This is a genomic window from Terrabacter terrigena (genome assembly GCF_042676085.1).
Lineage (GTDB): Bacteria > Actinomycetota > Actinomycetes > Actinomycetales > Dermatophilaceae > Terrabacter > Terrabacter terrigena.
On sequence record NZ_JBHTKH010000001.1, the window covers coordinates 455,791 to 478,177 of the forward strand.

Here is a 22,387-nt window from a genome sequence, read left to right on the forward strand (position 1 = left end):
GCGGCTGGGATCAGCCCTGCGTGATGTACCACTTCCCGGCGATCTTGACCGCCTTGAAGCTGGCGACGACGTCCGCGGCGAGCGCGGGCTCGGTCGTCACGCTCTCGAACGTGGCGTTGTTCCCGTTGACCGTGGCCCCGTTGATCTGCAGGCCCTGGAAGGCGGCACCCAGCTCCTTGATCTGGTCGAGCATCGGCGTGATGGACTTGCCGCAGGCGGCCGCGGCGCCCGGGATGCTCGTGATGGCCTTGCCGCCCGCCGCCATGAGCGAGCAGACGGCGGTGCCGTCACCGGCCACCATGGAGCCGAGCCACGAGGTCATCGCGGCCTCCGGGGTCGACTGGTCGATGGGCGGTCGGGTCGGGGAGGCCGTTGCCGTGCCCGAGTCGTCGGCGGTGCCGGTCGACATCGAGTCGGTGGGGGTCGTGACGCTCGACGACGAGCCGGTCGGGGAGGTCGGGGTCGCCCCCTGGTCGAGCGACTTCGAACAGCCGGCGAGCGAGACGGACAGCGCCAGTGCGAGCGCACCGGGGAGGAGCTTGTTCATGGAGGGTCCCTGCGATCCAGGAGGTCGGTGAGTCCGGCAATCCTCCCACGACAGAACCGGGTCGGCCCGGCGCCGAGGCGGCCCCAGCAGCACACCAATCCACCCAAAACGCCCCGACCTGGCGCGCGAACGGGGATGATCGGGCGGTGACGAGCGACACGAGGGAACTCGCCGCGACGACCGACGCGGCGCCTGGCTCGGCGACCGACGCGGCGCCTGACGCGGCGCCTGACGCGGCTGCTGACGCGACCGCCGCGACGACCGCCGGCGAGGGTGTGACCCTGCCCACCGGGGACGGCTCCGGGCACGCGGACACCGGCCGCCGCTCGGCGCTGCCGCTGCTCCTGCGTCAGCTCCTCCCCGGCCTCGTCGTCTGCTTCACCGTCCTGCGCATGGTGAAGCCGGTCGACGACCCCGACACGTTCTGGCACATCGCCGCGGGCGACCGGCTGCGCGAGACCTGGTCGTTCAGCGGCCCCGACCCGTGGAGCACGATGTCGACGCAGCCCTGGCGGCTGCACGAGTGGCTCCCCGAGCTGGTCATGAGCTGGGCCCAGCAGGCGTTCGGCCTGCCGGGGGTCTCGTGGCTGCTCCCGGCCGGTGCCGCGGCGGTGGTCCTGTGCTTCTGGGTCGTCGTCCGCCGTCAGGCTCCCCTGCTCGTCTCCGCCATCGTGCTCGTCGTCGCGACGGTGGCCCTGAGCGGCAGCCTCTCGTTGCGTCCCCACCTCGTGTCGTTCGCCCTCGCCGCGGTGACAACGGGCGCGTGGCTGGCGACGCGACGCGACCTGAAGCCGCGCTGGTGGCTCGTCCCGCTCACCTGGGTCTGGGCGTGCAGCCACGGGATGTGGTTCGTCGGCGTCGCCATCGGGGTCGTCACCCTCGTGGGCCTCTTCCTCGACGGGTCGGTGCGCGGCCGCGCCTGGCTGCGGCTGGCGCTCGTGCCGCTGGGGTCGGTCGCTGCCGCAGCGGTGACGCCCGTCGGTCCCGAGCTGCTCGTCGCGCCGTTCTCTGTGCGTGAGTACGCGAAGTTCGTGACCGAGTGGCGGTCCCCGTCTCTCACCGACGCCGCATTCGTCGCCTTCCTCGTCGTGGCGGCGGTGACGCTGCTGGTCTGGTCCCGGGATCGTCGGCGCACACCGTGGACCGAGATCCTGCTCGTGGGCCTCGCGACCGGGTTCTCCCTGCTCTACGTGCGCACCATCGCCGTCGGTGCGGCGGTCATCGCGCCGCTGGCCGCCCTGACGGTGGCCAGGGTCGTGCGACTTCCTCGCGAGCCCATCGCCCGACGAGAGGTCGCCCTGACGCTGGGACTCGCGGCGGCCGCCCTCGCGGTCGCCGCCCTGCTCGCGCCCTCGCGTGGCGCCCAGCCGGAGTGGGGGCCGAACGACCTGGACAGCCAGATCGCGGCCCTGCCCGCCGGCACGGTGCTGTGCAACGACTACGGCAGCGGGGGCTGGCTCATCTGGAAGCACCCCAACGTCCGTCCCGCGATCGACGGGCGCACCGAGGTGTATGCCGTCACGCACGTCGAGTCGTACATGACCTTCCAGAGCGCCGCCACCGGCTGGGACGACTACCTCGACCGGACCGGGTGCCGGTGGGCCCTCGTGCCCAAGGACCTTCCCGTGGCGGAGGCCCTCGTGCGCCAGACCTTCTGGACCGTCGCCGCGCGCGGCTCGACCTACCTGCTCCTCAAGGCGCCCACCCCCTGACCGACGCGCACCCAGCCCCGAGAGCACGTATGCCGCCCACCTCGCGAGGTGGACGGCATACGTGAGCGGTCGGCTGGGCTCGTGGGCCCGGCGGACGGGTTGTCAGTAGCGGTAGTGCTCCGGCTTGTACGGGCCGGCGACGTCGACGCCGAGGTACTCGGCCTGGCCCTTGGTCAGCTCGGTGAGCTTCACACCGAGGGCGTCGAGGTGCAGCCGCGCCACCTTCTCGTCGAGGTGCTTCGGCAGCGTGTAGACCTGCTTGTCGTACTCGCCGGTCTTCGTGAAGAGCTCGATCTGGGCGATCGTCTGGTTCGAGAACGAGTTGCTCATGACGAAGCTCGGGTGGCCGGTGGCGTTGCCGAGGTTCATGAGGCGACCCTCGGAGAGCACGATGATCGAGCTGCCGCCCTCGAACGTCCACTCGTGGACCTGCGGCTTGATCTCGGTCTTCTGGATGCCGGGCACGCGGGCGAGGCCGGCCATGTCGATCTCGTTGTCGAAGTGGCCGATGTTGGCGACGATCGCCTTGTTCTTCATCTTCGTCATGTGGTCGGCGGTGATGACGTCGTAGCAGCCGGTCGTGGTGATGAAGATGTCGGCGCTGTCGACGACGTCCTCGAGCCGGGCGACCTGGAAGCCCTCCATCGCGGCCTGCAGCGCGCAGATGGGGTCGATCTCGGTGACGATGACGCGGGCGCCCTGGCCGCGGAGCGACTCGGCGCAGCCCTTGCCCACGTCGCCGTAGCCGGCGACGACGGCGACCTTGCCGCCGATGAGCACGTCGGTGGCCCGGTTGAGGCCGTCGATGAGCGAGTGGCGGCAGCCGTAGGTGTTGTCGAACTTGCTCTTGGTCACCGCGTCGTTGACGTTGATGGCCGGGAAGAGCAGCTCGCCGGTCTCGGCGAGCTGGTACAGGCGGTGGACGCCCGTCGTGGTCTCCTCGGTGACGCCCTTGATGCCGGCGGCGACCGTGGTCCACTTCTGCGGGTCGACGGCCATCGTCTGGCGCACGAGCTCCTTGAAGACGCCGAACTCCTCGGAGTCGTCCTCGGTGGTGGCGGGGACCTGACCGGCCTTCTCCCACTCGAGACCCTTGTGGACGAGCATCGTGGCGTCGCCACCGTCGTCGAGGATCATGTTCGGGCCCTCGCCGCCGGGCCAGGTGAGGATCTGGTCGGTGCACCACCAGTACTCGGGGAGGGTCTCGCCCTTCCAGGCGAAGACGGGCACGCCCTGCAGGTCGTCGGCCGAGCCGTGGGGGCCGACGACGACGGCGGCCGCGGCCTCGTCCTGCGTCGAGTAGATGTTGCAGGAGGCCCAGCGGACCTCGGCGCCGAGCGCTGTGAGCGTCTCGATGAGGACCGCCGTCTGGACGGTCATGTGGAGGGACCCGGCGATGCGCGCGCCCTTGAGCGGCTGGGCGGCGGCGTACTCCTCACGGATGGCCATGAGACCGGGCATCTCGTGCTCGGCGAGCCGGAGCTGGTGTCGGCCGGCCTCGGCGAGGCCCAGGTCGGCAACCTTGTAGTCGAAGGACATGAGTGATCGCTTCCTTTGATGGTCGGTGTCCTGACCCGGCGCGCCCCTCTGGGCTCATCTGGCGGGTCATCACCCACGCCGGCAGTCCCCGAGTCTAGCGGCGACGGCGCGTCGACTCGAACGCCGTGTCGAGCGTTGCGCGCGGCCTCCGCGCATCCGCAGACCTACGAGGCGGCCACACCGCGTGCGCGGTGAGTGCTCAGTGGGCCGACGCGGTCGCGTCGGCCTTCTTCCGACGCGGCACCACGTGCAGCACCGCGACGACGACGGCACCGACGACGAGGCCGATGAGCGCGGAGGCGAGCGTGTTGACCACCCACGCGAGGACGCCACCGACACCGGCGACCCCGGCCACACCCTCCTCGAGGTGGTGCACGAGGTCGTAGGGCGGGTGCCAGCCGAGCTCGTCGGCGCCGACGAGCAGGATGTGGCCGCCGACCCAGAGCATGGCCGCGATGCCGACCGTCGACAGGACCGACAGGAGCCTCGGCATGCCCTTCACGAGGCCGCGGCCGATGCGCTGGGAGGCGCCGGAGTCGCGCTCGGCGAGCTTGAGGCCGACGTCGTCCATCTTCACGATGAGGCCGACGACGCCGTAGACGAGCGCCGTGATGAGCAGCGCGACGATGACGAGGATGATCAGGCGCGAGACGAACGGCTCTGTCTCGACCTCGTTGAGGGCGATGACCATGATCTCGGCCGACAGGATGAAGTCGGTGCGGATGGCGCCCGAGACGACGGAGCCCTCGTCGACCTCGCCCTGCCCGGCGTCGTGCTCCTCGCGGTGACCGGAGACGATCTCCCACACCTTCTCGGCACCCTCGTAGCAGAGGTAGGCCCCGCCGACCATGAGGATCGGCGTCAGCAGCCACGGCAGGAACTGGCTGAGCAGCATGATCACCGGGAGGATGACCAGCAGCTTGTTGCGCAGTGAGCCGAGCGCGATCTTCTTGATGATCGGCAGCTCGCGCTCCGGGGCCAGCCCCTGGACGTAGCGCGGCGTGACCGCGGTGTCGTCGACCACGACGCCGGTGGCCTTGATGCTCGCCTTCGCCGCCGCGGCGCCGACGTCGTCCACCGAGGCGGCGGCGAGCTTGACCAGGGCCGCGATGTCATCGAGGAGCGCTACGAGTCCGCCTGCCATGGCGTCATCCTAGGGTGGTCTGGGAATCGGCTGGGAACGCGTTCAGGCCGTGCGCTCGAGGCGCAGGCCGAGCAGGGCGTTCTCGACGACCTCGGCGAGCGCCGGGTGGATCCAGTACTGGCCCCGGGCGAGCTCGTCGACGGGGGTGCCCAGGGCGAGTGCCTGGATGAGCGGCTGGATGAGCGACGTGGCGTGCGGGCCCATGAGGTGGGCACCGAGGAGCCGCCCCGTGGTCGGGTCGGCGACGAGCTTGCACACGCTCGAGCGGTCCTCGAGGGCCCAGCCGTATGCCGTGTCGCCGTAGGCCTGAACGTGGGTGACGTGGGGACGGTCCTGCTCGATGCAGTCCTGTTCCGTCAGCCCGACCGTGGCGACCTGCGGGTGGCTGAAGATGCCGGACGGGACGTGGTCGTGCGGGAGCCGCCGCAGGTCGTCGGGGTGGACGAGGTTGTGGGCGACGGCACGGGCCTCGGCGTTGGCGACGTGCTTGAGCTGGAACGGTGAGCTCACGTCGCCGAGCGCCCACACGCCGGGTGCCGTCGTGCGGCCGTACGCGTCGACCTCGAGGCGCCCGTCGTCGAGGACGGCGAGGCCCCCGGCGTCGGCGCCGAGACAGCTGGTGTTGGGCCGACGTCCGGTGGCGACCATCAGCAGGTCGGCGTCGACGACCGCGGCACTGTCGAGGTGCAGCCGCACGCCCCCTCCCCCGTCGCCCCGCCCGACGGCCAGGACGTTCGTCCCCGTGCGCACGTCCCACTGCTCGCGGGCGAGGTCGGTGAAGCGCTGTGAGATCTCGGTGTCGATGTGCCGCAGCAGCTGCGAGCCGCGCGCCACGACGGTCACGTGCACGCCGAACGACGCGAAGACGTGGGCCATCTCGGCGGCGATGAACCCGCCGCCGATGATGGCGAGGCGCCTCGGCAGCTCGTCGATGCGCATGATCGTGTCGGACGTGTGGACGAGGTCGCCGAGCTCGAGACCCGACTCGGTGACGACGTCGGGGATGACGGGGTGGGCGCCGGCCGCCACGACGACCTGGTCGGCGGTGATCGTCTCCTGGCGGCCGCCTGGCAGCTCGACCATCAGGCTGCGGTCGCCCGTGAACGTGGCGTGGCCGAGGAACGCGGTGGTGTTCGGCCCGTCCTGCCGGTAGCGGCGGCCGCCGTCGGAGATCGGGTCGATGCGCCCGAACACCCGGTCGCGGACGTCGGCCCAACGCACGCCCTCGAGCGTCGCGTCCACGCCGTACCGGCCCGCCTCACGCACGGTGGTCGCCACCTCTGCGGCGTAGACGAACATCTTCGTCGGGATGCAGCCGACGTTGAGGCAGGTGCCCCCGAAGGTGCCGCCCTCGATGACGGCCACCCGCTTGCCGTCGAAGTCGGGGGTCACGAGCGAGTTGCCCGAGCCGCTGCCGATGATGGCCAGGTCGAAGTGCTGGGTCACCGGGGCAGCCTACGTTCCGGCGCCGAGGCGCGGCGGTCAGGTGCCCCGCGCACCCCGGAGCAGGCGTACGTGCGGTGAGGTCGCCGGGTCGAAGCCGAAGCCGAGCGCGAGGTAGGTGGCGGCGAAGTCGGCGAGCGCGACGTGGTGCGCGAGTCGCAGCAGCGGGTCGGGAGCGTCGGCGTCGAGCAGCGACACGCGTACGCCGGCGTCCTCGGCCACGGACACGACGGTGTCGGCCAGGCGCGAGCGGTCACCGCCGGAGGTGTCACGAAGCATGATCAGGCGCAGGGGCGGCCGGGTCGGGCCGTCGAGGAACGGGTCGGCGAAGATGTCGTCGGCGCCGCCGCCCTCGGACTGTCCGGACGCGAGGGGGCCGTCGAAGCAGGCCACGATCTGGCTCGCCGCGTCGGGCAGGCAGCCGTGCGCGACGGGGACCCGGCCGGTTCGACCGAACATCGACGCGGCCCGGCGGGAACTGACGCCACCGAACGGTCCCTCGCCCAGCACGATCGGGGTCGACTCGGCCAGCTCGGCCGCGAGCACCTTGGCCGGGTTGACGAACGCCTCGGACGAGGGTCGGGCGTCGGTGGCCACCCGGTCCAGCAGGTCGGCGAGCTCGGTCAAGGTGTCGTGGCTGCACGAGGCGATGCCCATGGCGTCGGCGGCCAGCAGCGCCGGGGTGGCCTGGGCCCACATCGACGTGCGCGACGACGAGCCGACGACCGGGATCGGCACGTGGACGCCGTGCGCCCTCGCGCTCACGTCGGCGAGAGGTGAGCCGTCGGCGCCGACGGTCACGAGGAACGCTCCGCGCCGAGCCGCCTCGGCGGCGAGGGAGAGGGTGCCGGCGGCACGACCGGACTGGGACACGGCGATGACGACGTCGAGGGTGCCGACCCAACCGGGCAGCGACCCGGACGAGCAGCTCTGGACGGGCAGGGCCGCAGCCCCGTGGGAGACGGCCTCGAACAGGTCGGCGACGGCGACCGACCCTCCGGCAGCCGCGACCACGACGCCGCGGGGCTCGATGTCGCGCAGGCGGTCGAGGCCCGCCTCACCGGCCGCGGCCACGGTGCGCCGCACCTGGGCACCGGAGCCGGCGAGAGCGCGCAGCGTCTCGCTGCGGTCGAGGGCGCCGAGGGCGTCCTCGTCGTCGAGGCGGGCTTCGTCGAACACGGCGCCCACCGGAATCAGCTGTCGGTGCGGCGGGCGAGGTCGACGAGCAGGACCGGCACGCCACCCTCGACGGGGTAGGCGAGGTGGCAGGTGTCGCACCGCAGCTCGGCGACCTCGGTGCCGCCGGAGGCAGCAGGCACGTCGGTGACCTCGCCCTTGCACTGCGGGCAGCGGATGATCCCGCGCAGCCACGGCTCGATGGTCTGGTGGCTCTGGCTCACGAAGCGTCTCCTGCGTCCTGGGTGGTGGAGCTGGTGGTCGAGCTGGTGCTGGAACCCGTGGTCGACCCGTTGTGGTCGCCCGCGGGGGCGGTGGCGTCCGAGCGGATCAGGGCGAGCAGCTCGTCGCGCACGTCCTGCATCGTCTCACGGTCGGCGGCCTCGACGTTGAGGCGCAGCAGCGGCTCGGTGTTGGAGGCCCGCACGTTGAACCACCACGTCGGCGACTGGCCGTCCGGACTGGTCACGGTGAGTCCGTCGAGCTCGTCGGTTGCGGCCCCCCGCACCTGGGCCCAGGCGCGCACCTGCTCGACGACGGCGGCCTGGTCGGTCACGGTCGAGTTGATCTCACCGGACGCGACGTAGCGCTCGTAGGCGGCGCAGAGCTCGGCCAGGGGCCGCTCCTGCTCACCAAGCGCCGACAGCACGTGCAGGGCGGCGAGCATGCCGGTGTCGGCGAACCAGAAGTCACGGAAGTAGTAGTGGGCGGAGTGCTCGCCGCCGAACACCGCTCCGGCACGGGCCATCTCGGCCTTGATGAAGGAGTGCCCGACTCGCGTGCGCACGGGGGTCGCCTCGGCCTCGAGCACCACCTCGCGGACCGCGGCGCTGGAGATGACGTTGTGGACGATCGCGACGTCGGTGTCGCCGGCCGCCCGGGCGCGAGCGATCTCGCGCACCGCCACCAGCCCCGTCACGGCGCTCGGTGAGACGGGGTCACCGTCGGCGTCGACGACGAAGCAGCGGTCGGCGTCGCCGTCGAAGGCGAGGCCGATGTCGGCGCCGTGCGCGCGCACCGCTGCCTGCAGGTCGACGAGGTTGGCGGGGTCGAGCGGGTTCGCCTCGTGGTTCGGGAAGGTGCCGTCGAGCTCGAAGTAGAGCGGGACGACCTCGAGGGGCAGCGCGGGCAGCCCGGCGCCCGTGCCCAGCACGGCGGGGACCGTGTGCCCGCCCATGCCGTTGCCTGCGTCGACGACGACCTTGAGGGGACGTGAGCCGGAGAGGTCGACCAGGCCCCGGAGGAACGCCGCGTAGTCGCCGAGCAGGTCTCGGGTGGTCACCGTGCCGGGGCCGCCGACGGGCTGGGCCAGGCCGGAGCCGCCGTCGAGCATCCACTGGGCGAGGTCGCGGATCTCGGCGAGGCCGGAGTCCTGCCCGACCGGGCGCGCCGCCGAGCGACACAGCTTGATGCCGTTGTACTGGGCCGGGTTGTGGCTCGCGGTGAACATCGCACCGGGCAGGTCGAGCGCGCCGCTCGCGTAGTAGAGGCCGTCGGTCGAGCACAGGCCGATCATCGTGACGTCGACGCCGCGCGAGGTCACGCCCGCCGCGAAGGCCGCCGACAGCTCGGGCGAGCTGGGCCGCATGTCGTGGCCGATGACGATGCCGGCGGATCCGTCGGGAACGGCGACCACCTCGGCGAAGGACGCTCCGAGAGCCTGTGCGACTGCCGGCGAGAGCTGGTCGGGGACGGTTCCGCGTACGTCGTACGCCTTGACGAAGTCTGCGAGGCGAGGCACGCCGAACACCTTAGTGGTCAGGAGTCCCTGAGGATGCGCAGGTGTCCACGACGGCCGGACTCGACGGCGCCCGAGCCCGCCTCGGCGTCGGCCTGGCCGCGGGGGGTGCTGCGCGGGTCGCTGCCGCGCTGCGCGCGCGGCCGGCCCGCCTCACGGACGGCGTCGGCGAGCGCGAGCAGGTCGTCGGCCGCCAGCACGGGCTCGGGGAACTCCCCGCCGACGCGGACGACCTCCCAGCCCCGCGGGGCGGTCATGCGCTCGGCGTGCTCGAGGCACAGGTCGTACGTGTGTGGCTCGGCGTACGTCGCGAGCGGGCCGACGACGACGGCCCGGTCTGCGTAGGCGTAGGTCAGGGTCGCGACGGCCGGGCGAGCGCATCCCGTCTTCGAGCAACCACGTGTCAGACCCACGATCCGGGACTCTAGCCCGCGCCTCCGCCGAGAACGAATCACCACGCCGTCCGAGGCGTTCGGACGTGCCCCGTGGTGCCCCGTGGGGCCCCGTGGCGGGCCCGTGGCGGCGCCAGGAGCTGCCCGGAAGCGGGCACCGCGGCGAGGTCAGGCAGCGAGCGGGCCCTCCCGGCCTCGTGCCGCGCACGTGCGGGGCGGAGGTCAGGGCCCGGCGGTTCGGTGGGCCGTCGGTCTGCGACCGAGATCTAGAGTGGAGGCGTGGACACCGTCTCGCCCCGCACCCCAGCGCGACGCCGGCGGCGCGACCGGCACGGTCGCGGGCAGCGCGGGCCGCTGGCGTGGCCTCCGGTGCCGGCCATGACCTCTCGCCGCGACGAGTTCGACGACTTCGTGCTCGACGCGGCAGCGCGCCTGGAGGCCACGTGCGGGCGCGCCTTCCCCGCCGTGGAGTTCGCGGTCGAGGACGTTCCGAGGGGTCCGGCCCCCTGGGACCACCGCGAGGTGCCTCTGGGACGTCTCTACCCGGCGACGAGCGCCCGGCCGGCGCGCATCGTCGTCTACCGCCGCCCCGTGGAGACGCGGGTGACCGACCGGCGCGACGTCGCCGCGCTCGTCGCCGACATCGTCACCGAGCAGGTCGCGGGACTCCTCGGGGTCTCCCCCGAGGAGCTCGACCCCGGCTTCGGCGAGTGACAGCCCGGGTCGCCCGGCGCTGCCTTCAGCGCATCGAGACGGTGACCGACCCGCACTGCGTCAGTTGCGGACCTGACGCACCGGCACCGAGAGCGCCCTGACCGGGGCGTCGACGAGCGGGGCGACCGAGTAGAACGGCACCCCCGCGTCGTCACCGGTGACCGACACGGCGCCCCGCACGGTGCCCTTCACCGGCACGACCCAGACGGCGGTGGCGTCGCCGGCATCGACGACGGTCGTCGAGTCGGGCGCGACCTGCACCGTGGAGACCTTGGACGCACCGTCGCCACCCAGGCGGACGGTGACGGTGCTCGGAGCCGAACCCGCTGTCAGCAGAAGGCGTTTCGTGGCCCCTTCGAGCCCGGGGAGCAGCACTCCGGCAACGCCGCGGATCGCGGGTGCAGCGGGCGTCCACGCGAAGTCGCCCATCTGGTCACCGGTCTTCGCACGGCGCTCCGCCCACGCGGACGCGACGAGCGGCTGGTCGGAGCGGATGCCCAGCCCAGACGTCGTCGACGGCGCGACGGGCACGTCGAGCGTCGACCCGGCGGGCACGCGGAGCGCGCGCAGCTCGGCGGGTTGCTCCACGCCCTTCGTGCCCAGCAGACGCACCTGCGCCAGCGCCTCGGTGTCACCGGGGTTGGCGAGGCGCAGCCAGATGCGCGCAGCGGCGTCGACGCCCGGGACGACGAGATCGGTGCCGGGCGACGCCGCCCGGGTGGAGTCGTCGATGCCTCGGCCGGTGGCGCCGACGATCCACTGCTCGTCGAGGACCGCTGACACGACGCCGCCCGTGGCGACGACGTGGACGACCGGGCTGGTCTCGTCGGGCGCGATGGCGTCGAGCGAGATGACCTGCCGGGAGAGCGGCGGCACCGGGACGCTGCGGTCGGCGGCACCTTCGATGCGACCCGAGCGGCCCAGCACGTCGACCGACACCGACACGGCGTTCGCGCCCGGGTTGCTGACGATGATGCGCTCGGTGCGGGATGCGCCGCCGCCACCTCCGACCAACCACACGTCGGACGACGGCAGCTGGCAGGGAGTCAGGGCGAGTCCCCTGTCGTCGTCGCCCGTGTGGCGCCACACCTGAGTGGCCGCGAGGCCGGGCGCGAGGGCGTCCTTGCCTGCTGCGACGACCACCTCCGGTGTGGAGACCTCGGCCGTGGCGAGGCTGTCCGCCGACGAGGTCTGCGCGAGACCGGTCGACGACGTGCCGAGGGACAGCCGGACGGAGCCGGCACCGCCTGCGGGCGCCCCCGCGACGACACCCGACTCCGGGGCCGCAGCCGCGACCGAGACCGTGCCCGGCACGTCGCGCAGGCCGACGGCGCCGAGCCGCTGCTGCCCCGGGCACACGAGCGAGGCCTCGTCGACGAGCACGCTGGAGGACTCGGGCAGGCCCGCCCGCTCCCCGGCTGTCGCGAGCTGAACGGAGCCGCTGACGCGGGTCGCGCCGACGGCCAGCGCCGCAGCGACGAGTGCGACCGACCCGACCCGGACGATGCCTGAGGTGTTGCTCATGCGCGCCTCCTCGAGCGGCGGTTGCCGAACGGCACGGCAAGGAAGACGACGAGGCCGAAGAGCAGGGCCTGACCCAGACGCCACCAGGGCTGCGCGGCGGCGAGGTCGACGACGAGGTCGCCCGAGGTCGGTGGGACGGCATACGTCGGCTGGGCGGTGCCGGGCACGGGGTCGAGGCGCCTGCCGTCGAAGGTCACGACGGCCTGGGCCGACCACTCGGCCGGCTCGGCCAGCACGAGCAGCCGTCGACCGGAGCCCGCAGGGATGGTGGTGTCGACCGCGGCGTGCGGTCCCGTGGTGGGGACGACCTGGAGCAGGGCGCCCTCGGGGTCGACGAGCCGCGCCCGCGAGGGTGCCGTGGCGACCGACGCGCCGTCGGAACCGCGGAGCGGTTGCACCTTCCAGAGGATGCCGCGCTCACTGGCCCCGAGTCGGCTCAGCCCGGCCGAGGAGTCGAGACGTCGCGTCAGCGTGGACTCGCTCGTGGCCCCGACCTGCACGAAGCCGATGCCCAGCCGGGCCAGGGTGGTCGAGTCGAGGGAGTCGGCACCCCGGCCGCCCACGATGTTGGCGACCGCCGCGACCAGCGGTGCGTCGTCGGCGTCGGGGACCCGGTCGAGGTCGCGCAGGACATCACCCGGCTCCTGTCCGGCGAGCACGAAGTCCACGACCTCGTCGGACGGGCGGAGCACGAGCAGGCGGTTGCCGAGTGGGCCGCTGCCCTGCTCGACGGCGACGGCGGGCAGGGTTGCCTGCCCGACGGACAGCGTGCGCCCGAGGCCGTCATAGGCCTGCAGCCCGGCCGCGGCGACCAGGGGGACGACGGCGACGGCCGCGGCGACCACGGCCGCGACGAAGCTCCATCGGCGGCCGGGCCGTTGCAGGACTGCCAGGACGGGGCGGCTGCCGGCCAGCAGGCCGACCAGCAGCCCCGCCAGCCACAGCTGGACCCCGAGGCCGCTCCACAGGTGCGCTGGGCCCGACTGGCCCACGCCGGTCTCGGCCGAGCCGAGCACGACCCGCTGTGAGACCAGCGCCCCGGCGAGACCGAGCAGGCCCAGGAACGCACCGGCGAAGAGGCCGACCGACTCGGCGCGGCTCCGTGCGCGGACGGCGAGGCCCAGCACCCCCAGGAGCACGAGCGGCGCCGCGAGCCAGACGGCGGCGCCGGCGCTGCCCGGCTCACCGAGCACCACGGCCAGCACGCCCCACGGCCCTCGGTCATCAGAGGTGGAGACGAGGCCGGGACCGGACAGGAGCAACCGCCAGTCCTCGACGAAGCGGGCTGCCCAGGGCCCCAGCAGTGCGGCCGGGACCACGACCAGCACGAGCGCGCGAGCGCGGCGCAGGCCTGGCCCGAGCAGCAGCAGGAGCAGCGCCGCCACGGCCGAGAGGCCGAGCAGCGGCGGGGCGAACGCGCCGAGCACGGCGGTGGCGAGCGCGGTCGCGAAGGTGGCCGTGAACGTGCCGTCGCGGCGGCCCGCGAGGCAGAAGCCCGCGAGCACGAAGGGCAGCAGCACGTGCACGACGGCGACGCTGACCCGGCCCTGGGCGATGCCCGCAGCCGCGACGCCGGCGGTGCCCCAGGCGACGGCGCCGAGCGCGCGGGCCGTGCGGGCCGGGGTGACGACGCGGGCAGCGAGATAGGCGGACCACACCGACAGCACGGGGGCGAGGAAGAGCAGCCACGCGATGGTCACCCCGGCACTCGACCGGCTCTCGGCCACGCCGGGCACGCGTTCGGCCAGCCAGGTCAGTAGCGACAGGACGGCCAGGTGCGGACCCGGGTCGGCCCCGGTGCCGAGGCCGGCACCGTGCCAGGCGTCGCGGAAGGCGTGCCACAGGCCGGAGGACCCGGACGTGACCGGGAGCAGCTCGCCGCCGGCGACCCCGGTGTGGGTCGGAGAGAGGGCGCCGGTGCGGATCGCGTCGCGCCAGGCCACGACGGTCGTGACGAGCACCGCTGCGACCGCGAGGAACCCGGGATGGCTCACGATCCTGCGCGGCAGCGACGCCGGGAGGTGGTCGAGCGACTCGGACTCGTCGGCCACGGGTCCGGTCTCGGTGGTCGCCGCGGCCTCACGGCGCGCTCGGGCGCGCTCGGGGGTGATGGCGTCCTGGATGTGGTCGATGGTCGTGCGCGCGGCGACACCCGGCGGCACGAAGAGGGTGCCCAGGTGGTCGCGGCGTAGGCGCTTGGTGCGCCGACCGCGCCAGCGGGCGGCAAGGGTGGCGAAGGGGTGCAGCAGGGCTGCCACGTCGGTCAGCTCACGCCAGGCCTGCCTCGGCCGCTTGGCCACGAGGAGGGTCAGCGAGGCGACGACGGCCGACAGCGCCATCCAGAGCGCGAGGAAGGGCGCGGCGAGGGGCGAGCACCTGGCGAGCGTGACCTGCCGGGCCGCGCGGCGGCCACGGCGCTCGATCTCCCTGGGGCGGGCACCGCCCGGGCGCTCCCCGTCGAGGCCGGCTGAGGCGTCGCGGACGACGGCCGCGGGGACGATGACGACGCGGTGACCCGCGAGCTGGGCGCGCCAGCCGAAGTCGAGGTCGGCGCCGTGCTCGGTGAACGAGGGGTCGAACCCACCGAGGTCGTCGTAGGCGGAGCGCCGGACGAGCATGCCGCTGGTGCTCACCGCGAGCACGTCGGCCCGATGGTCGTGCTGGCCCTGGTCGGCCTCGCCGCGCGCGGGCGAGGCGAGCCGTCGGCCCGTGCGGGTGATCTGGATGCCCATCTCGACGAGGCGGCGGGGGTCCTCCCAGCTGACGATCTTCGGGCCCGCGACGCCCACGCTCTTCGAGCTGAGCCCGGTCTGGAGCAGCTGCGCCAGGGCGTCGGCGCGAGGCACGGTGTCGTCGTGCAGCACCCACACCCAGCTCGACGACGCGTCGCCGCCGACGGGGAGCCGGGTCATGCCGCGCTCGATGGCGCGGCCGAGGGGGACACGTGAGTCGAGTGGGAGCACCTCGACCGAGCGGATGCGCGCCCGTACGCCTTGGTGGGCGGTGGCGATGGCTCTGGAGGTGTCGGTGCTCGCGACGTCCACGATGACGAGCCGCGCGGGCGGCAGTGTCTGAGCGGCCAGGCCGTCGAGACACTGCGCCAGCCACGCAGCCCCGTTGTGCACGACGACGATCGCGTCGACCGTCGCGTTCGGTCGCTGCCCGGTGGAGGGAGGGGCAGACAACGACACGGACGACACACTCCCCGCCCCGGCGGGGGTGCTTCGGTCTTCGGTCAGCTCGTCGGGCACAGCGGCTACCTTCACCCGGACACCAGCTCGGTGCCGGGGGCGTACCTCACGATCAGACCGCGCGCTTCTTCAGCTTGCGGCGCTCCCGCTCGGACAGCCCGCCCCAGATGCCGAATCGCTCGTCATTGGACAGGGCGTACTCGAGGCACTCCGAACGCACCTCGCAACCCACGCAGACCTTCTTGGCCTCGCGCGTGGAGCCGCCCTTCTCCGGGAAGAACGCCTCCGGGTCGGTCTGGGCGCAGAGCGAGCGCTCCTGCCAGGAGAGCTCACCCTCCTGCTCACCCGTGTCCGACCAAACCACCATCAGCTCGTGCATGACCCCTCCTCGACCCTGACTCCTCTTGTGTCAGCACATGCTGTACCCGTCATGACCGGTTTTCTGTGGGAATCGGGCGAACTGCCCGAATCTTCACAGCGACCCCGGAAGCAACGAATACAACAATGAAATTACATGCGTGTCATACCCCCCAAGTCAAGCCAGTTGGTGATATTCGCTGCACGAAATGTCGCTGTCCACCCGCAGGACACGACGTGTCCGGACGGCTGAGAGGATCGAGCCATGCGAATCACCGCCCTGGCCGGAGGAGTCGGCGGAGCCCGCTTCCTGCGCGGCCTGCTCCATCACGTCCGAACACCGCAGCCGACGGGTCCCGCCCCCCATTCCCTCGAGCAGGTAGAGCTGACCGTCATCGGCAACACCGGCGACGACATCACGCTGTTCGGCCTGCGGGTCTGCCCCGACATCGACACCCTGCTCTACACGCTGGGAGGCGGCATCCACGAGGGTCAGGGTTGGGGCCGTGCCGACGAGACGCACAGCCTCGCGGGTGAGCTGGCCGCGCTCGGGGCCGAACCACAGTGGTTCACGCTGGGCGACAAGGACTTCGCCACCCACGTCTACCGCTCGCAGCTGCTCGGCCAGGGTATGCCGCTGAGCGCGGTCACGCAGCGGCTCTCCGAACGCTGGGGGCTGGGCGAGCTCGGGGTGACGCTGCTCCCCATGACCGACACCCCCGTCGAGACGCACGTCGTCGTGCACGCCGACGGCGACGACGCAGGGCAGCGCGCGATCCACTTCCAGGAGTGGTGGGTCCGGCACCGCGCCGAGCTGCCGGCCGACCGCTTCGTCGTCGCGGGCCTCGACCGGGCGGCCCCGGCGCCCGGTGTGCTCGAGGCCATCCGCGAGGCCGACGTCGTCATCCTGCCGCCGAGCAACCCCGTCGTCTCGATCGGCATCATCCTCGGCGTCCCCGGGGTGCGCGATGCCCTGCGCGGCACCCGGGCCCCGGTCGTCGGGGTCTCGCCGCTCGTCGGCGGCCGCCCGGTGCGCGGCCACGCGGACGTGTGCCTGCGCACCATCGGCGTGGAGGAGACCAGCGCCGGCGTGGCGGGCCTCTACGCCGACTTCCTCGACGGCTGGCTCGTCGACGAGGACGACCCGATGCCCGACGGGCGTGGCCTGCAGGTCGTGCGCCGCCCGCTGCTCATGAGCTCCGTCGAGGCGGCGGCCGAGATGGCGGGCGCGGCACTCGACCTCGGGATGCGCCTGCGTGCAGAGCGGGCGCCCGCGTGAGCGGTCCGATCACGATCACCCCGCTGACCGGCATACCGGAGGTGCGCGAGGGCGACGACCTCGTCGAGGTGCTCCAGGTGGGGCTCGACCACTCCGGCGTCTCGCTCGCCGACGGCGACGTCCTCGTCGTCTCGAGCAAGATCGCGAGCAAGGCGCTGGGGCTCGTCACCCACGACCCCGACAAGGACCGGGTGGTGCGCGGCGAGACCGAGTACGTCGTCGCGGAGCGCGTGGTCGGCGACCGGGTGACCCGCATCGTGCGGGCCAAGGCGGGGCCGATCATGGCGGCCGCCGGCGTCGACGGGTCCAACACCGGGGCCCGAGGTGGGTGGCTGCTGCTCCCCCACGACCCCGACGCCGTCTGCGAGCACCTGCACGACGCGCTCCTCGAGAGGCACGGCGTACGCGTCGGCGTGGTCCTCAGTGACACGGCCGGGCGCCCGTGGCGGGTCGGACAGGTCGACTTCGCCCTCGGCGCACACGGGGTGGAGGTGCTCGACGACCTCCGCGGCGGTGCCGACGCCGACGGGAGGCCGCTCGAGGTGACCACGCGGGCCCTCGCCGACGAGGTCGCAGCCGCTGCCGACCTCGCCAAGGGCAAGGTGTCGGCGGTGCCGGCAGCGCTGCTCCGGGGTCTGCCGGACGTTCTCGTCCCCGAGTCGCGCACGTCGCACCTTCGCGGGCGCGACCTCGTGCGCACGGGCCCCGGCGACTGGTTCGGCTACGGACGGGTCGAGGCGGTGCGCGCTGCCCTCGGCGTCGAGCCCGGAAGTGCCGACGCCACGGCCGTCGGCGTTCCCCCGGCCGGTGACGACACGAGGATCGACGCCGTCGGTCGGGCGGTCCGGGTGGCGCTGCACGGCGTTCCGTCGGCGACGGCGGACGTCGGCCCGCTCACGGTCACGCTCGGTGCCGACACGGCATACGATCTGGGCCGCCTCGTGACCCGGCTGTGCGCCGCCCTCTGGTGCGAGTGGTTGGAGGGCACGCCCAGTGCCCCCTCCGCCGACGGCCTGTCGGTCGAGGTGCACGTGTCGGGGGCCCAGCGCGGCTGAGGCCCTGCCACACCGGCCGACACCCGGCTGCCGACACCCGACCGAAGCGCGCGTCAGCCGACGGTGAAGACAACCTTGCCGAAGACGTCGCCGTCGACCATGCGTGCGAAGCCGTCGCGGGCGTCGGCGAGCGGCAGGACGGAGTCGACCGCCGGCTCGATCCCCTGCTGCTCGACGAGGCGTGCGAGCTGGGCCAGCTCCTCACGCGTGCCCATCGTCGAGCCGACGACCCTCAGCTGCTTGAAGAAGATCTTCGTGAGCTCGGCCTTGGTCGGGGCGTCACCCGACGTCGCGCCCGAGATCACGATGGTGCCGCCGGGACGAAGGCTGTTGACCGAGTGGCTCCACGTCGCCGCCCCGACCGTCTCCATGACGGCGTCGACGCGGTCGGGCAGCCGCTCGCCCGAGGCGAACACGCGGTCGGCGCCGATCGCGAGGGCACGCGCGCCCCGCGCCTCGTCGCGCGAGGTCACCCACATGCGGTAGCCGGCGGCCGAACCGAGCTGGACGAGGGCGGTGGCGACACCGCCACCGGCACCCTGCACGAGCACCGTGCCGCCCGGCTGCACGCCGGAGTTGGTGAAGAGCATCCGGTATGCCGTCAGCCACGCCGTCGAGAGGCAGGCCGCGGTCTGCCACGACATCGACTCGGGCTTGGCGACGACGTTGCCGGCAGGCACGAGCACCTTCTCGGCGAGCGTGCCGTCGTGCAGCTCCGACAGGAGCGTGCGGCGCGGGTCGAGGGTCTCGTCGCCGCGCCAGCCCTCCGAGGGGACGACGGCGTGCACGATGACCTCCTTGCCGTCGGGGTCGACGCCGGCGCCGTCGCAGCCGAGCACCATGGGCAGCCTGTCCGGGGCGAGCCCCACACCTCTCAGCGACCACACGTCGTGGTGGTTGAGGGCGGCGGCGCGCAGGTCGACGACGACCCAGCCGGGCCGCGCCTCGGGGTCGTGCCGCTCGCCGACGACGAGGCCGGAGAGGGGGTCTGACGCGGACTGACTGGCGGCGTAGGCAGCGAGCATTCCAGCACCATAGTGAACGGGGCACCGCGCGGGCCCCGGTAGGGTCCTGCCGTGACCGACGACACCCGGCTGACCGCGGCTCCCCCCGACGCGCCGACCCACACCGCGACCGACCCGGCGACCGACCCGGCGACCGACCCGGCGAACGAACCGGCGAACGAGGTGGCGGGCGCAGCGCGCGGCGTCGATGCCCAGTCGGTGGCGCTGGTCGCCGTGTTCACGGCGCTGCTCGTCGCCGCTGCCGTCGTGCCGGGCATCCCGGTCGGGGGGTTCGGCGTGCCGATCACCCTGCAGACCCTGGCCGTCATGCTCACCGGTCTCGTCCTCGGACCCGTTCGCGGCGCTCTGGCCGTGCTGCTCTACCTCCTGCTCGGTCTCGTCGGCCTGCCGGTCTTCAGCCGGGGCCAGTCCGGGCTGCAGGTCCTCAGCGGTCCGACAGCCGGCTACCTCGTGTCGTTCGTCGTGGCGGCCGCCGTCGTCGGTCTCGCCGCCCAGGTCGTGCTCCGCCGCACGCGCCGCGCACTCTGGGCTCCCGTGCTCGTCGCCGCCTCGTTCGTCACGAGCATCGCGGTCGTGCACGTGCTGGGCGTGGCAGGCCTGATGGTCAACCTCAAGGTGCCACTGGCCGCTGCCGTCAGCGCCGACCTGCCGTTCCTGCCGGGCGACCTCCTCAAGGACGTCGTCGCGGTGCTGGCCGCCGTGGCGGTGCACCGCGCGTTCCCCGACGTTCTCGTGCGACGGCGCCGCCACGCGGCAGGGGCGGCTCGTCGTTGAGCACCCCGTGACGCGGGCCATGACCCATGGGTGAGGCGGCGGTGGCGTCGGTCCGCATCACCTCGGCCACCGTCGAGGTGCCGCTCGACGACTCCCCCGGTCGCACCCGCACCATCCTCGGCCCGGTCGACCTCACCCTCGAGCAGCGCAGGGTCAGCGTCGTCGGTGCCAACGGCTCGGGCAAGTCGACCCTGCTGCGCCTGCTCAACGGCCTCGTCGCCCCGACGTCCGGTGCCGTCACCGTCGACGGCCTCGACACCGTGCGCCAGGGGGCCCGCGTCCGCCGCCGGGTCGCCTTCGCCTTCACCGACCCGTTGTCGCAGCTCGTCATGCCCACGGGTCGCGAGGACGTCGAGCTGTCGCTCCGTCGCCGGCACCGGTCGCGCGGCGAGCGCAGGCAGGCGGCGCAGGAGGTGCTCGACCGGTTCGGGCTCGGACACCTGGCCGACCAGAGCGTCTACGACCTGTCGGGCGGCGAGCGACAGCTGATGGCCCTCGCCGTCGTGCTCGCCACCGACCCGGCGCTGCTCGTGCTCGACGAGCCGACGACCCTGCTCGACCGGCGCAACACGCGGCGCCTGCGCGACCTGCTCGACTCCCTGACGCAGACGGTCGTCGTCGCCACCCACGACCTCGACCTCGCACTCGTGGCAGAACGCACCCTCGTCGTCGACGCCGGCCGTGTGGTGTTCGACGGGCCCCCTCCCGAGGCGGTGGCCCGCTACCGGTCGATGGTCGACGAGTCGTGACGGCGCACGGGCTCTTCGGCGCCCACGTCCCGGGCACGTCCTTCGTGCACCGGATGCCGTTGTGGGCCAAGCTCGCCGGCGTCCTGCTCGTCGGCGCATCACCGTGGCTGGCGCAGTCGGCGTGGCCGCTCGTCACCGTGTCGGTCGGGCTGGTGCTCGTCATCTCCGTGGCCGGGCTGCCCGTCCGTCGCCTGGCGCGGTCGATGCGGGGGCTCGTCCCCCTGCTGGTCGTCCTCCTCGCCTTCCAGTGGTGGTCCGCCGACCTGCCGTATGCCGTCCGCGTCGTCCTCGGGGTCGCCAACGCGTTCGTCGCGGCGGGCATCCTCACGGTCACCACGCCGGTCACCGACCTGCTCGACGGCGTGGCTCTCGCGGCACGTCCGCTGCGACGCCTGGTCGACCCGGAGGTCGTGGCTCTCACGCTGGGCATCGTGGTGCGTTCGGTGCCGTGGGTCGCCGGGTCGTTCGCGAGCGTCCGCGAGTCCGCCCGCGCCCGCGGTCTCGACCGCAACCCCCGGGCGGTGGTCGTGCCGACGGTGGTGCACGTGGTCGCGTTCGCCCGTGCCACGGGCGAGGCCCTGGCCGCGCGGGGGCTCGTCGACCCGGCGGAGCAGCGCTCGCCGGCCGTCCCGGGCCCCGAGCGGGACCAGCCGCGCGGCCGCGACCACCACCACGACCGCGACGACGCCCCCGGCCACTGACGGGCAGTGACCGGGGGCGGAGCCGCTCGGCCTTCAGGTCGTCGTCGGACGATCCCCGTCGGGCACGAGCGCCGACACGGCGGCCGCGACGGTCGGCGCGACGCGCTCGTCGAACACGCTCGGCACGACGCAGTCTGCCGTCGGCTTATCGACCAGTCCCGCGATGGCCCTGGCCGCTGCCAGCTTCATCTCCTCGGTGACGCGGCGCGCCCCGGAGTCGAGCGCTCCCCGGAAGATCCCGGGAAAGGCCAGCACGTTGTTGATCTGGTTCGGGAAGTCCGAACGCCCGGTCGCCACCACCTCGGCGAAGCGCGCGGCCACGACCGGGTGCACCTCGGGGTCGGGGTTGGCCAGCGCGAAGATGACGGCGCGCGGCGCCATGCGCAGGAGGTCGCGCTCGGCGACCGTGCCTCCGGAGACCCCGATGAGCACGTCGGCACCCGACAGCGCGTCGCCGAGGTCGCCGGTGACTCCGCGAGGGTTGGTGACCTGGCGCAGCTCCTCCTTGTGCGGGGCGAGGTCGTCGCGGTCGGGCCCCAGGACCCCGCGAGAGTCGACGACGACGACGTCGCGCACACCCGCGGCCAGCAGGATCCTGCTCACGGCCACACCGGCGGCGCCCGCGCCCGACACGACCACCGTCAGCTCGGCGAGGTCCTTGTCGACGACCTGGACGGCGTTGAGCAGGGCCGCCAGGGCGACGATCGCGGTGCCGTGCTGGTCGTCGTGGAAGACGGGGATGTCGAGCTGCTCCTGCAGGCGTCGCTCGATCTCGAAGCACCGGGGAGCCGAGATGTCCTCGAGGTTGATGCCGCCGTAGGTGGGCGCGATGCGGGAGACCGCGTCGACGATCTCGTCCACGCTGCCCGTCTGCATGCACACCGGCACTGCGTCGACGTCGGCGAAGTGCTTGAAGAGCACCGCCTTGCCCTCCATGACGGGCATGGCCGCGAGAGGACCGACGTCACCGAGGCCGAGCACGGCCGTGCCGTCGCTGACGACGGCGACGGTGTTGCGACGTGACGTGTAGATCGCCGCGAGGGTCGGGTCGGCCGCGATGGCCAGGGACACCCGGGCGACGCCCGGCGTGTAGAGCAGGGACAGGTCGGCTGCGTCGCGCAGCTGCGACGTGGCGTGTACCCCGAGCTTGCCGCCCACGTGGACGCGGAAGACCGGGTCGCTCGGGTCGAAGAGCTGGCTGGTGGGCAACGCACTCATGCTGGAACACCTCGTTCGCATGGAGAAGAAGAGGGCAGACGCCCTCACTGGTGGAACAGTGCCGGGGGTCTGGCCTGCACGCTTCGTTCTCGCGACGGGGGTTGCCCGA

Annotated in this window: 20 protein-coding genes; 7 read left to right on the plus strand and 13 right to left on the minus strand. The window is 73.1% G+C overall.

The genetic code is table 11. The annotated features are described in order from the left end of the window. Nucleotides 1-10 precede the first annotated feature (10 nt). Entirely contained in the window at nt 11-547 is a 537-nt protein-coding gene (locus ACFQ2V_RS02105) for a hypothetical protein (protein ID WP_386050315.1), read from the minus strand. A gap of 146 nt (nt 548-693) precedes the next feature. Here ACFQ2V_RS02105 and ACFQ2V_RS02110 point away from each other — a divergent pair, with 146 nt between their 5' ends. Continuing rightward, nucleotides 694-2,259 carry a hypothetical protein gene (locus ACFQ2V_RS02110; RefSeq protein WP_386050317.1) on the plus strand — a complete coding sequence of 522 codons (1,566 nt, stop codon included), beginning with the start codon at nt 694-696 and terminating at the stop codon, nt 2,257-2,259. 102 nt (nt 2,260-2,361) lie between these two features. Here the strand turns inward: ACFQ2V_RS02110 and ahcY are convergent, their stop codons facing one another. From ahcY to ACFQ2V_RS02145, 7 genes are all read right to left on the minus strand, one after another. Next, nucleotides 2,362-3,798, minus strand: a complete 1,437-nt coding sequence (gene ahcY / locus ACFQ2V_RS02115) for an adenosylhomocysteinase (RefSeq protein ID WP_386050318.1) — start codon at nt 3,796-3,798, stop codon at nt 2,362-2,364. A 199-nt stretch (nt 3,799-3,997) separates the two neighbouring features. After that, nucleotides 3,998-4,942, minus strand: coding sequence for a DUF808 domain-containing protein (locus ACFQ2V_RS02120; RefSeq protein WP_386050320.1), 945 nt, complete (start codon nt 4,940-4,942; stop codon nt 3,998-4,000). A 42-nt stretch (nt 4,943-4,984) separates the two neighbouring features. Next, nucleotides 4,985-6,388, minus strand: a complete 1,404-nt coding sequence (locus ACFQ2V_RS02125; RefSeq protein WP_386050322.1) for a mycothione reductase — start codon at nt 6,386-6,388, stop codon at nt 4,985-4,987. 36 nt (nt 6,389-6,424) lie between these two features. Beyond that, nucleotides 6,425-7,564, minus strand: coding sequence for an SIS domain-containing protein (locus tag ACFQ2V_RS02130; RefSeq protein WP_386050324.1), 1,140 nt, complete (start codon nt 7,562-7,564; stop codon nt 6,425-6,427). A 14-nt stretch (nt 7,565-7,578) separates the two neighbouring features. Further along, complete coding sequence (locus tag ACFQ2V_RS02135) at nt 7,579-7,785, minus strand: Trm112 family protein (protein ID WP_386050326.1); 207 nt, start codon at nt 7,783-7,785, stop codon at nt 7,579-7,581. Then, nucleotides 7,782-9,311 (minus strand): phosphomannomutase/phosphoglucomutase, encoded by a 1,530-nt coding sequence (locus tag ACFQ2V_RS02140; RefSeq protein ID WP_386050328.1) that lies wholly within the window; start codon nt 9,309-9,311, stop codon nt 7,782-7,784. The genes ACFQ2V_RS02135 and ACFQ2V_RS02140 overlap by 4 nt, the downstream gene beginning before the upstream one ends. Before the next feature lie 8 nt (nt 9,312-9,319). Then, the gene (locus ACFQ2V_RS02145; RefSeq protein ID WP_386050330.1) at nt 9,320-9,712 is read right to left on the minus strand and encodes a DUF3499 domain-containing protein; all 393 of its coding nucleotides are present in this window, start codon (nt 9,710-9,712) and stop codon (nt 9,320-9,322) included. A 357-nt stretch (nt 9,713-10,069) separates the two neighbouring features. Between ACFQ2V_RS02145 and ACFQ2V_RS02150 the strand changes: the two genes are divergently transcribed. Next, on the plus strand, nt 10,070-10,405 hold the full coding sequence (locus ACFQ2V_RS02150) for a metallopeptidase family protein (RefSeq protein ID WP_386050331.1): 336 nt from the start codon (nt 10,070-10,072) through the stop codon (nt 10,403-10,405). 60 nt (nt 10,406-10,465) lie between these two features. Here ACFQ2V_RS02150 and ACFQ2V_RS02155 read toward each other — a convergent pair whose 3' ends face one another. The 3 genes from ACFQ2V_RS02155 to ACFQ2V_RS02165 form a co-directional block, all read right to left on the minus strand. After that, complete coding sequence (locus ACFQ2V_RS02155) at nt 10,466-11,929, minus strand: DUF5719 family protein (protein WP_386050332.1); 1,464 nt, start codon at nt 11,927-11,929, stop codon at nt 10,466-10,468. Continuing rightward, complete coding sequence (locus ACFQ2V_RS02160) at nt 11,926-15,120, minus strand: glycosyltransferase family 2 protein (protein WP_386050333.1); 3,195 nt, start codon at nt 15,118-15,120, stop codon at nt 11,926-11,928. The genes ACFQ2V_RS02155 and ACFQ2V_RS02160 overlap by 4 nt, the downstream gene beginning before the upstream one ends. A gap of 112 nt (nt 15,121-15,232) precedes the next feature. Further along, a complete protein-coding gene (locus tag ACFQ2V_RS02165) occupies nt 15,233-15,499 on the minus strand; it encodes a WhiB family transcriptional regulator (protein ID WP_020143018.1) in 267 nt (88 codons plus the stop codon). A gap of 243 nt (nt 15,500-15,742) precedes the next feature. On the opposite strand from ACFQ2V_RS02165, the gene cofD reads away from it, so the two are divergent. Both cofD and ACFQ2V_RS02175 read left to right on the plus strand, forming a co-directional pair. Then, the gene (cofD, locus tag ACFQ2V_RS02170) at nt 15,743-16,756 is read left to right on the plus strand and encodes a 2-phospho-L-lactate transferase (protein ID WP_386050334.1); all 1,014 of its coding nucleotides are present in this window, start codon (nt 15,743-15,745) and stop codon (nt 16,754-16,756) included. Further along, nucleotides 16,753-17,811 carry a coenzyme F420-0:L-glutamate ligase gene (locus ACFQ2V_RS02175; RefSeq protein WP_386050336.1) on the plus strand — a complete coding sequence of 353 codons (1,059 nt, stop codon included), beginning with the start codon at nt 16,753-16,755 and terminating at the stop codon, nt 17,809-17,811. The genes cofD and ACFQ2V_RS02175 overlap by 4 nt, the downstream gene beginning before the upstream one ends. Before the next feature lie 53 nt (nt 17,812-17,864). On the opposite strand, the gene ACFQ2V_RS02180 is transcribed toward ACFQ2V_RS02175, so the two are convergent. After that, the gene (locus tag ACFQ2V_RS02180; RefSeq protein WP_386050337.1) at nt 17,865-18,836 is read right to left on the minus strand and encodes a zinc-binding dehydrogenase; all 972 of its coding nucleotides are present in this window, start codon (nt 18,834-18,836) and stop codon (nt 17,865-17,867) included. 51 nt (nt 18,837-18,887) lie between these two features. Here ACFQ2V_RS02180 and ACFQ2V_RS02185 point away from each other — a divergent pair, with 51 nt between their 5' ends. Genes ACFQ2V_RS02185 through ACFQ2V_RS02195 form a run of 3 tightly spaced genes read left to right on the plus strand, consistent with a single transcriptional unit; the run spans nt 18,888 to nt 21,060 of the window. Next, nucleotides 18,888-19,610: a biotin transporter BioY gene (locus ACFQ2V_RS02185; RefSeq protein ID WP_386050339.1), complete on the plus strand. Its 723-nt coding sequence runs from the start codon at nt 18,888-18,890 to the stop codon at nt 19,608-19,610. A 26-nt stretch (nt 19,611-19,636) separates the two neighbouring features. Next, nucleotides 19,637-20,359: an energy-coupling factor ABC transporter ATP-binding protein gene (locus ACFQ2V_RS02190; protein ID WP_386050341.1), complete on the plus strand. Its 723-nt coding sequence runs from the start codon at nt 19,637-19,639 to the stop codon at nt 20,357-20,359. Beyond that, complete coding sequence (locus ACFQ2V_RS02195) at nt 20,356-21,060, plus strand: energy-coupling factor transporter transmembrane component T family protein (protein ID WP_386050342.1); 705 nt, start codon at nt 20,356-20,358, stop codon at nt 21,058-21,060. Before ACFQ2V_RS02190 ends, ACFQ2V_RS02195 begins: the two co-directional genes overlap by 4 nt. Nucleotides 21,061-21,093: 33 nt before the next feature. On the opposite strand, the gene ACFQ2V_RS02200 is transcribed toward ACFQ2V_RS02195, so the two are convergent. Beyond that, on the minus strand, nt 21,094-22,278 hold the full coding sequence (locus ACFQ2V_RS02200) for an NAD(P)-dependent malic enzyme (RefSeq protein ID WP_386050344.1): 1,185 nt from the start codon (nt 22,276-22,278) through the stop codon (nt 21,094-21,096). Nucleotides 22,279-22,387 lie beyond the last annotated feature (109 nt).

Coding starts and splice junctions, on each gene's coding strand:
- ACFQ2V_RS02165 (WP_020143018.1), bottom strand. CDS start 15,499: ATGCACGAGCTGATGGTGGTTTGGTCGGACACGGGTGAGCAGGAGGGT.
- ACFQ2V_RS02120 (WP_386050320.1), bottom strand. CDS start 4,942: ATGGCAGGCGGACTCGTAGCGCTCCTCGATGACATCGCGGCCCTGGTC.
- ACFQ2V_RS02190 (WP_386050341.1), top strand. CDS start 19,637: ATGGGTGAGGCGGCGGTGGCGTCGGTCCGCATCACCTCGGCCACCGTC.
- cofD (WP_386050334.1), top strand. CDS start 15,743: ATGCGAATCACCGCCCTGGCCGGAGGAGTCGGCGGAGCCCGCTTCCTG.
- ACFQ2V_RS02180 (WP_386050337.1), bottom strand. CDS start 18,836: ATGCTCGCTGCCTACGCCGCCAGTCAGTCCGCGTCAGACCCCCTCTCC.
- ACFQ2V_RS02155 (WP_386050332.1), bottom strand. CDS start 11,929: ATGAGCAACACCTCAGGCATCGTCCGGGTCGGGTCGGTCGCACTCGTC.
- ACFQ2V_RS02105 (WP_386050315.1), bottom strand. CDS start 547: ATGAACAAGCTCCTCCCCGGTGCGCTCGCACTGGCGCTGTCCGTCTCG.
- ACFQ2V_RS02200 (WP_386050344.1), bottom strand. CDS start 22,278: ATGAGTGCGTTGCCCACCAGCCAGCTCTTCGACCCGAGCGACCCGGTC.
- ahcY (WP_386050318.1), bottom strand. CDS start 3,798: ATGTCCTTCGACTACAAGGTTGCCGACCTGGGCCTCGCCGAGGCCGGC.
- ACFQ2V_RS02150 (WP_386050331.1), top strand. CDS start 10,070: ATGACCTCTCGCCGCGACGAGTTCGACGACTTCGTGCTCGACGCGGCA.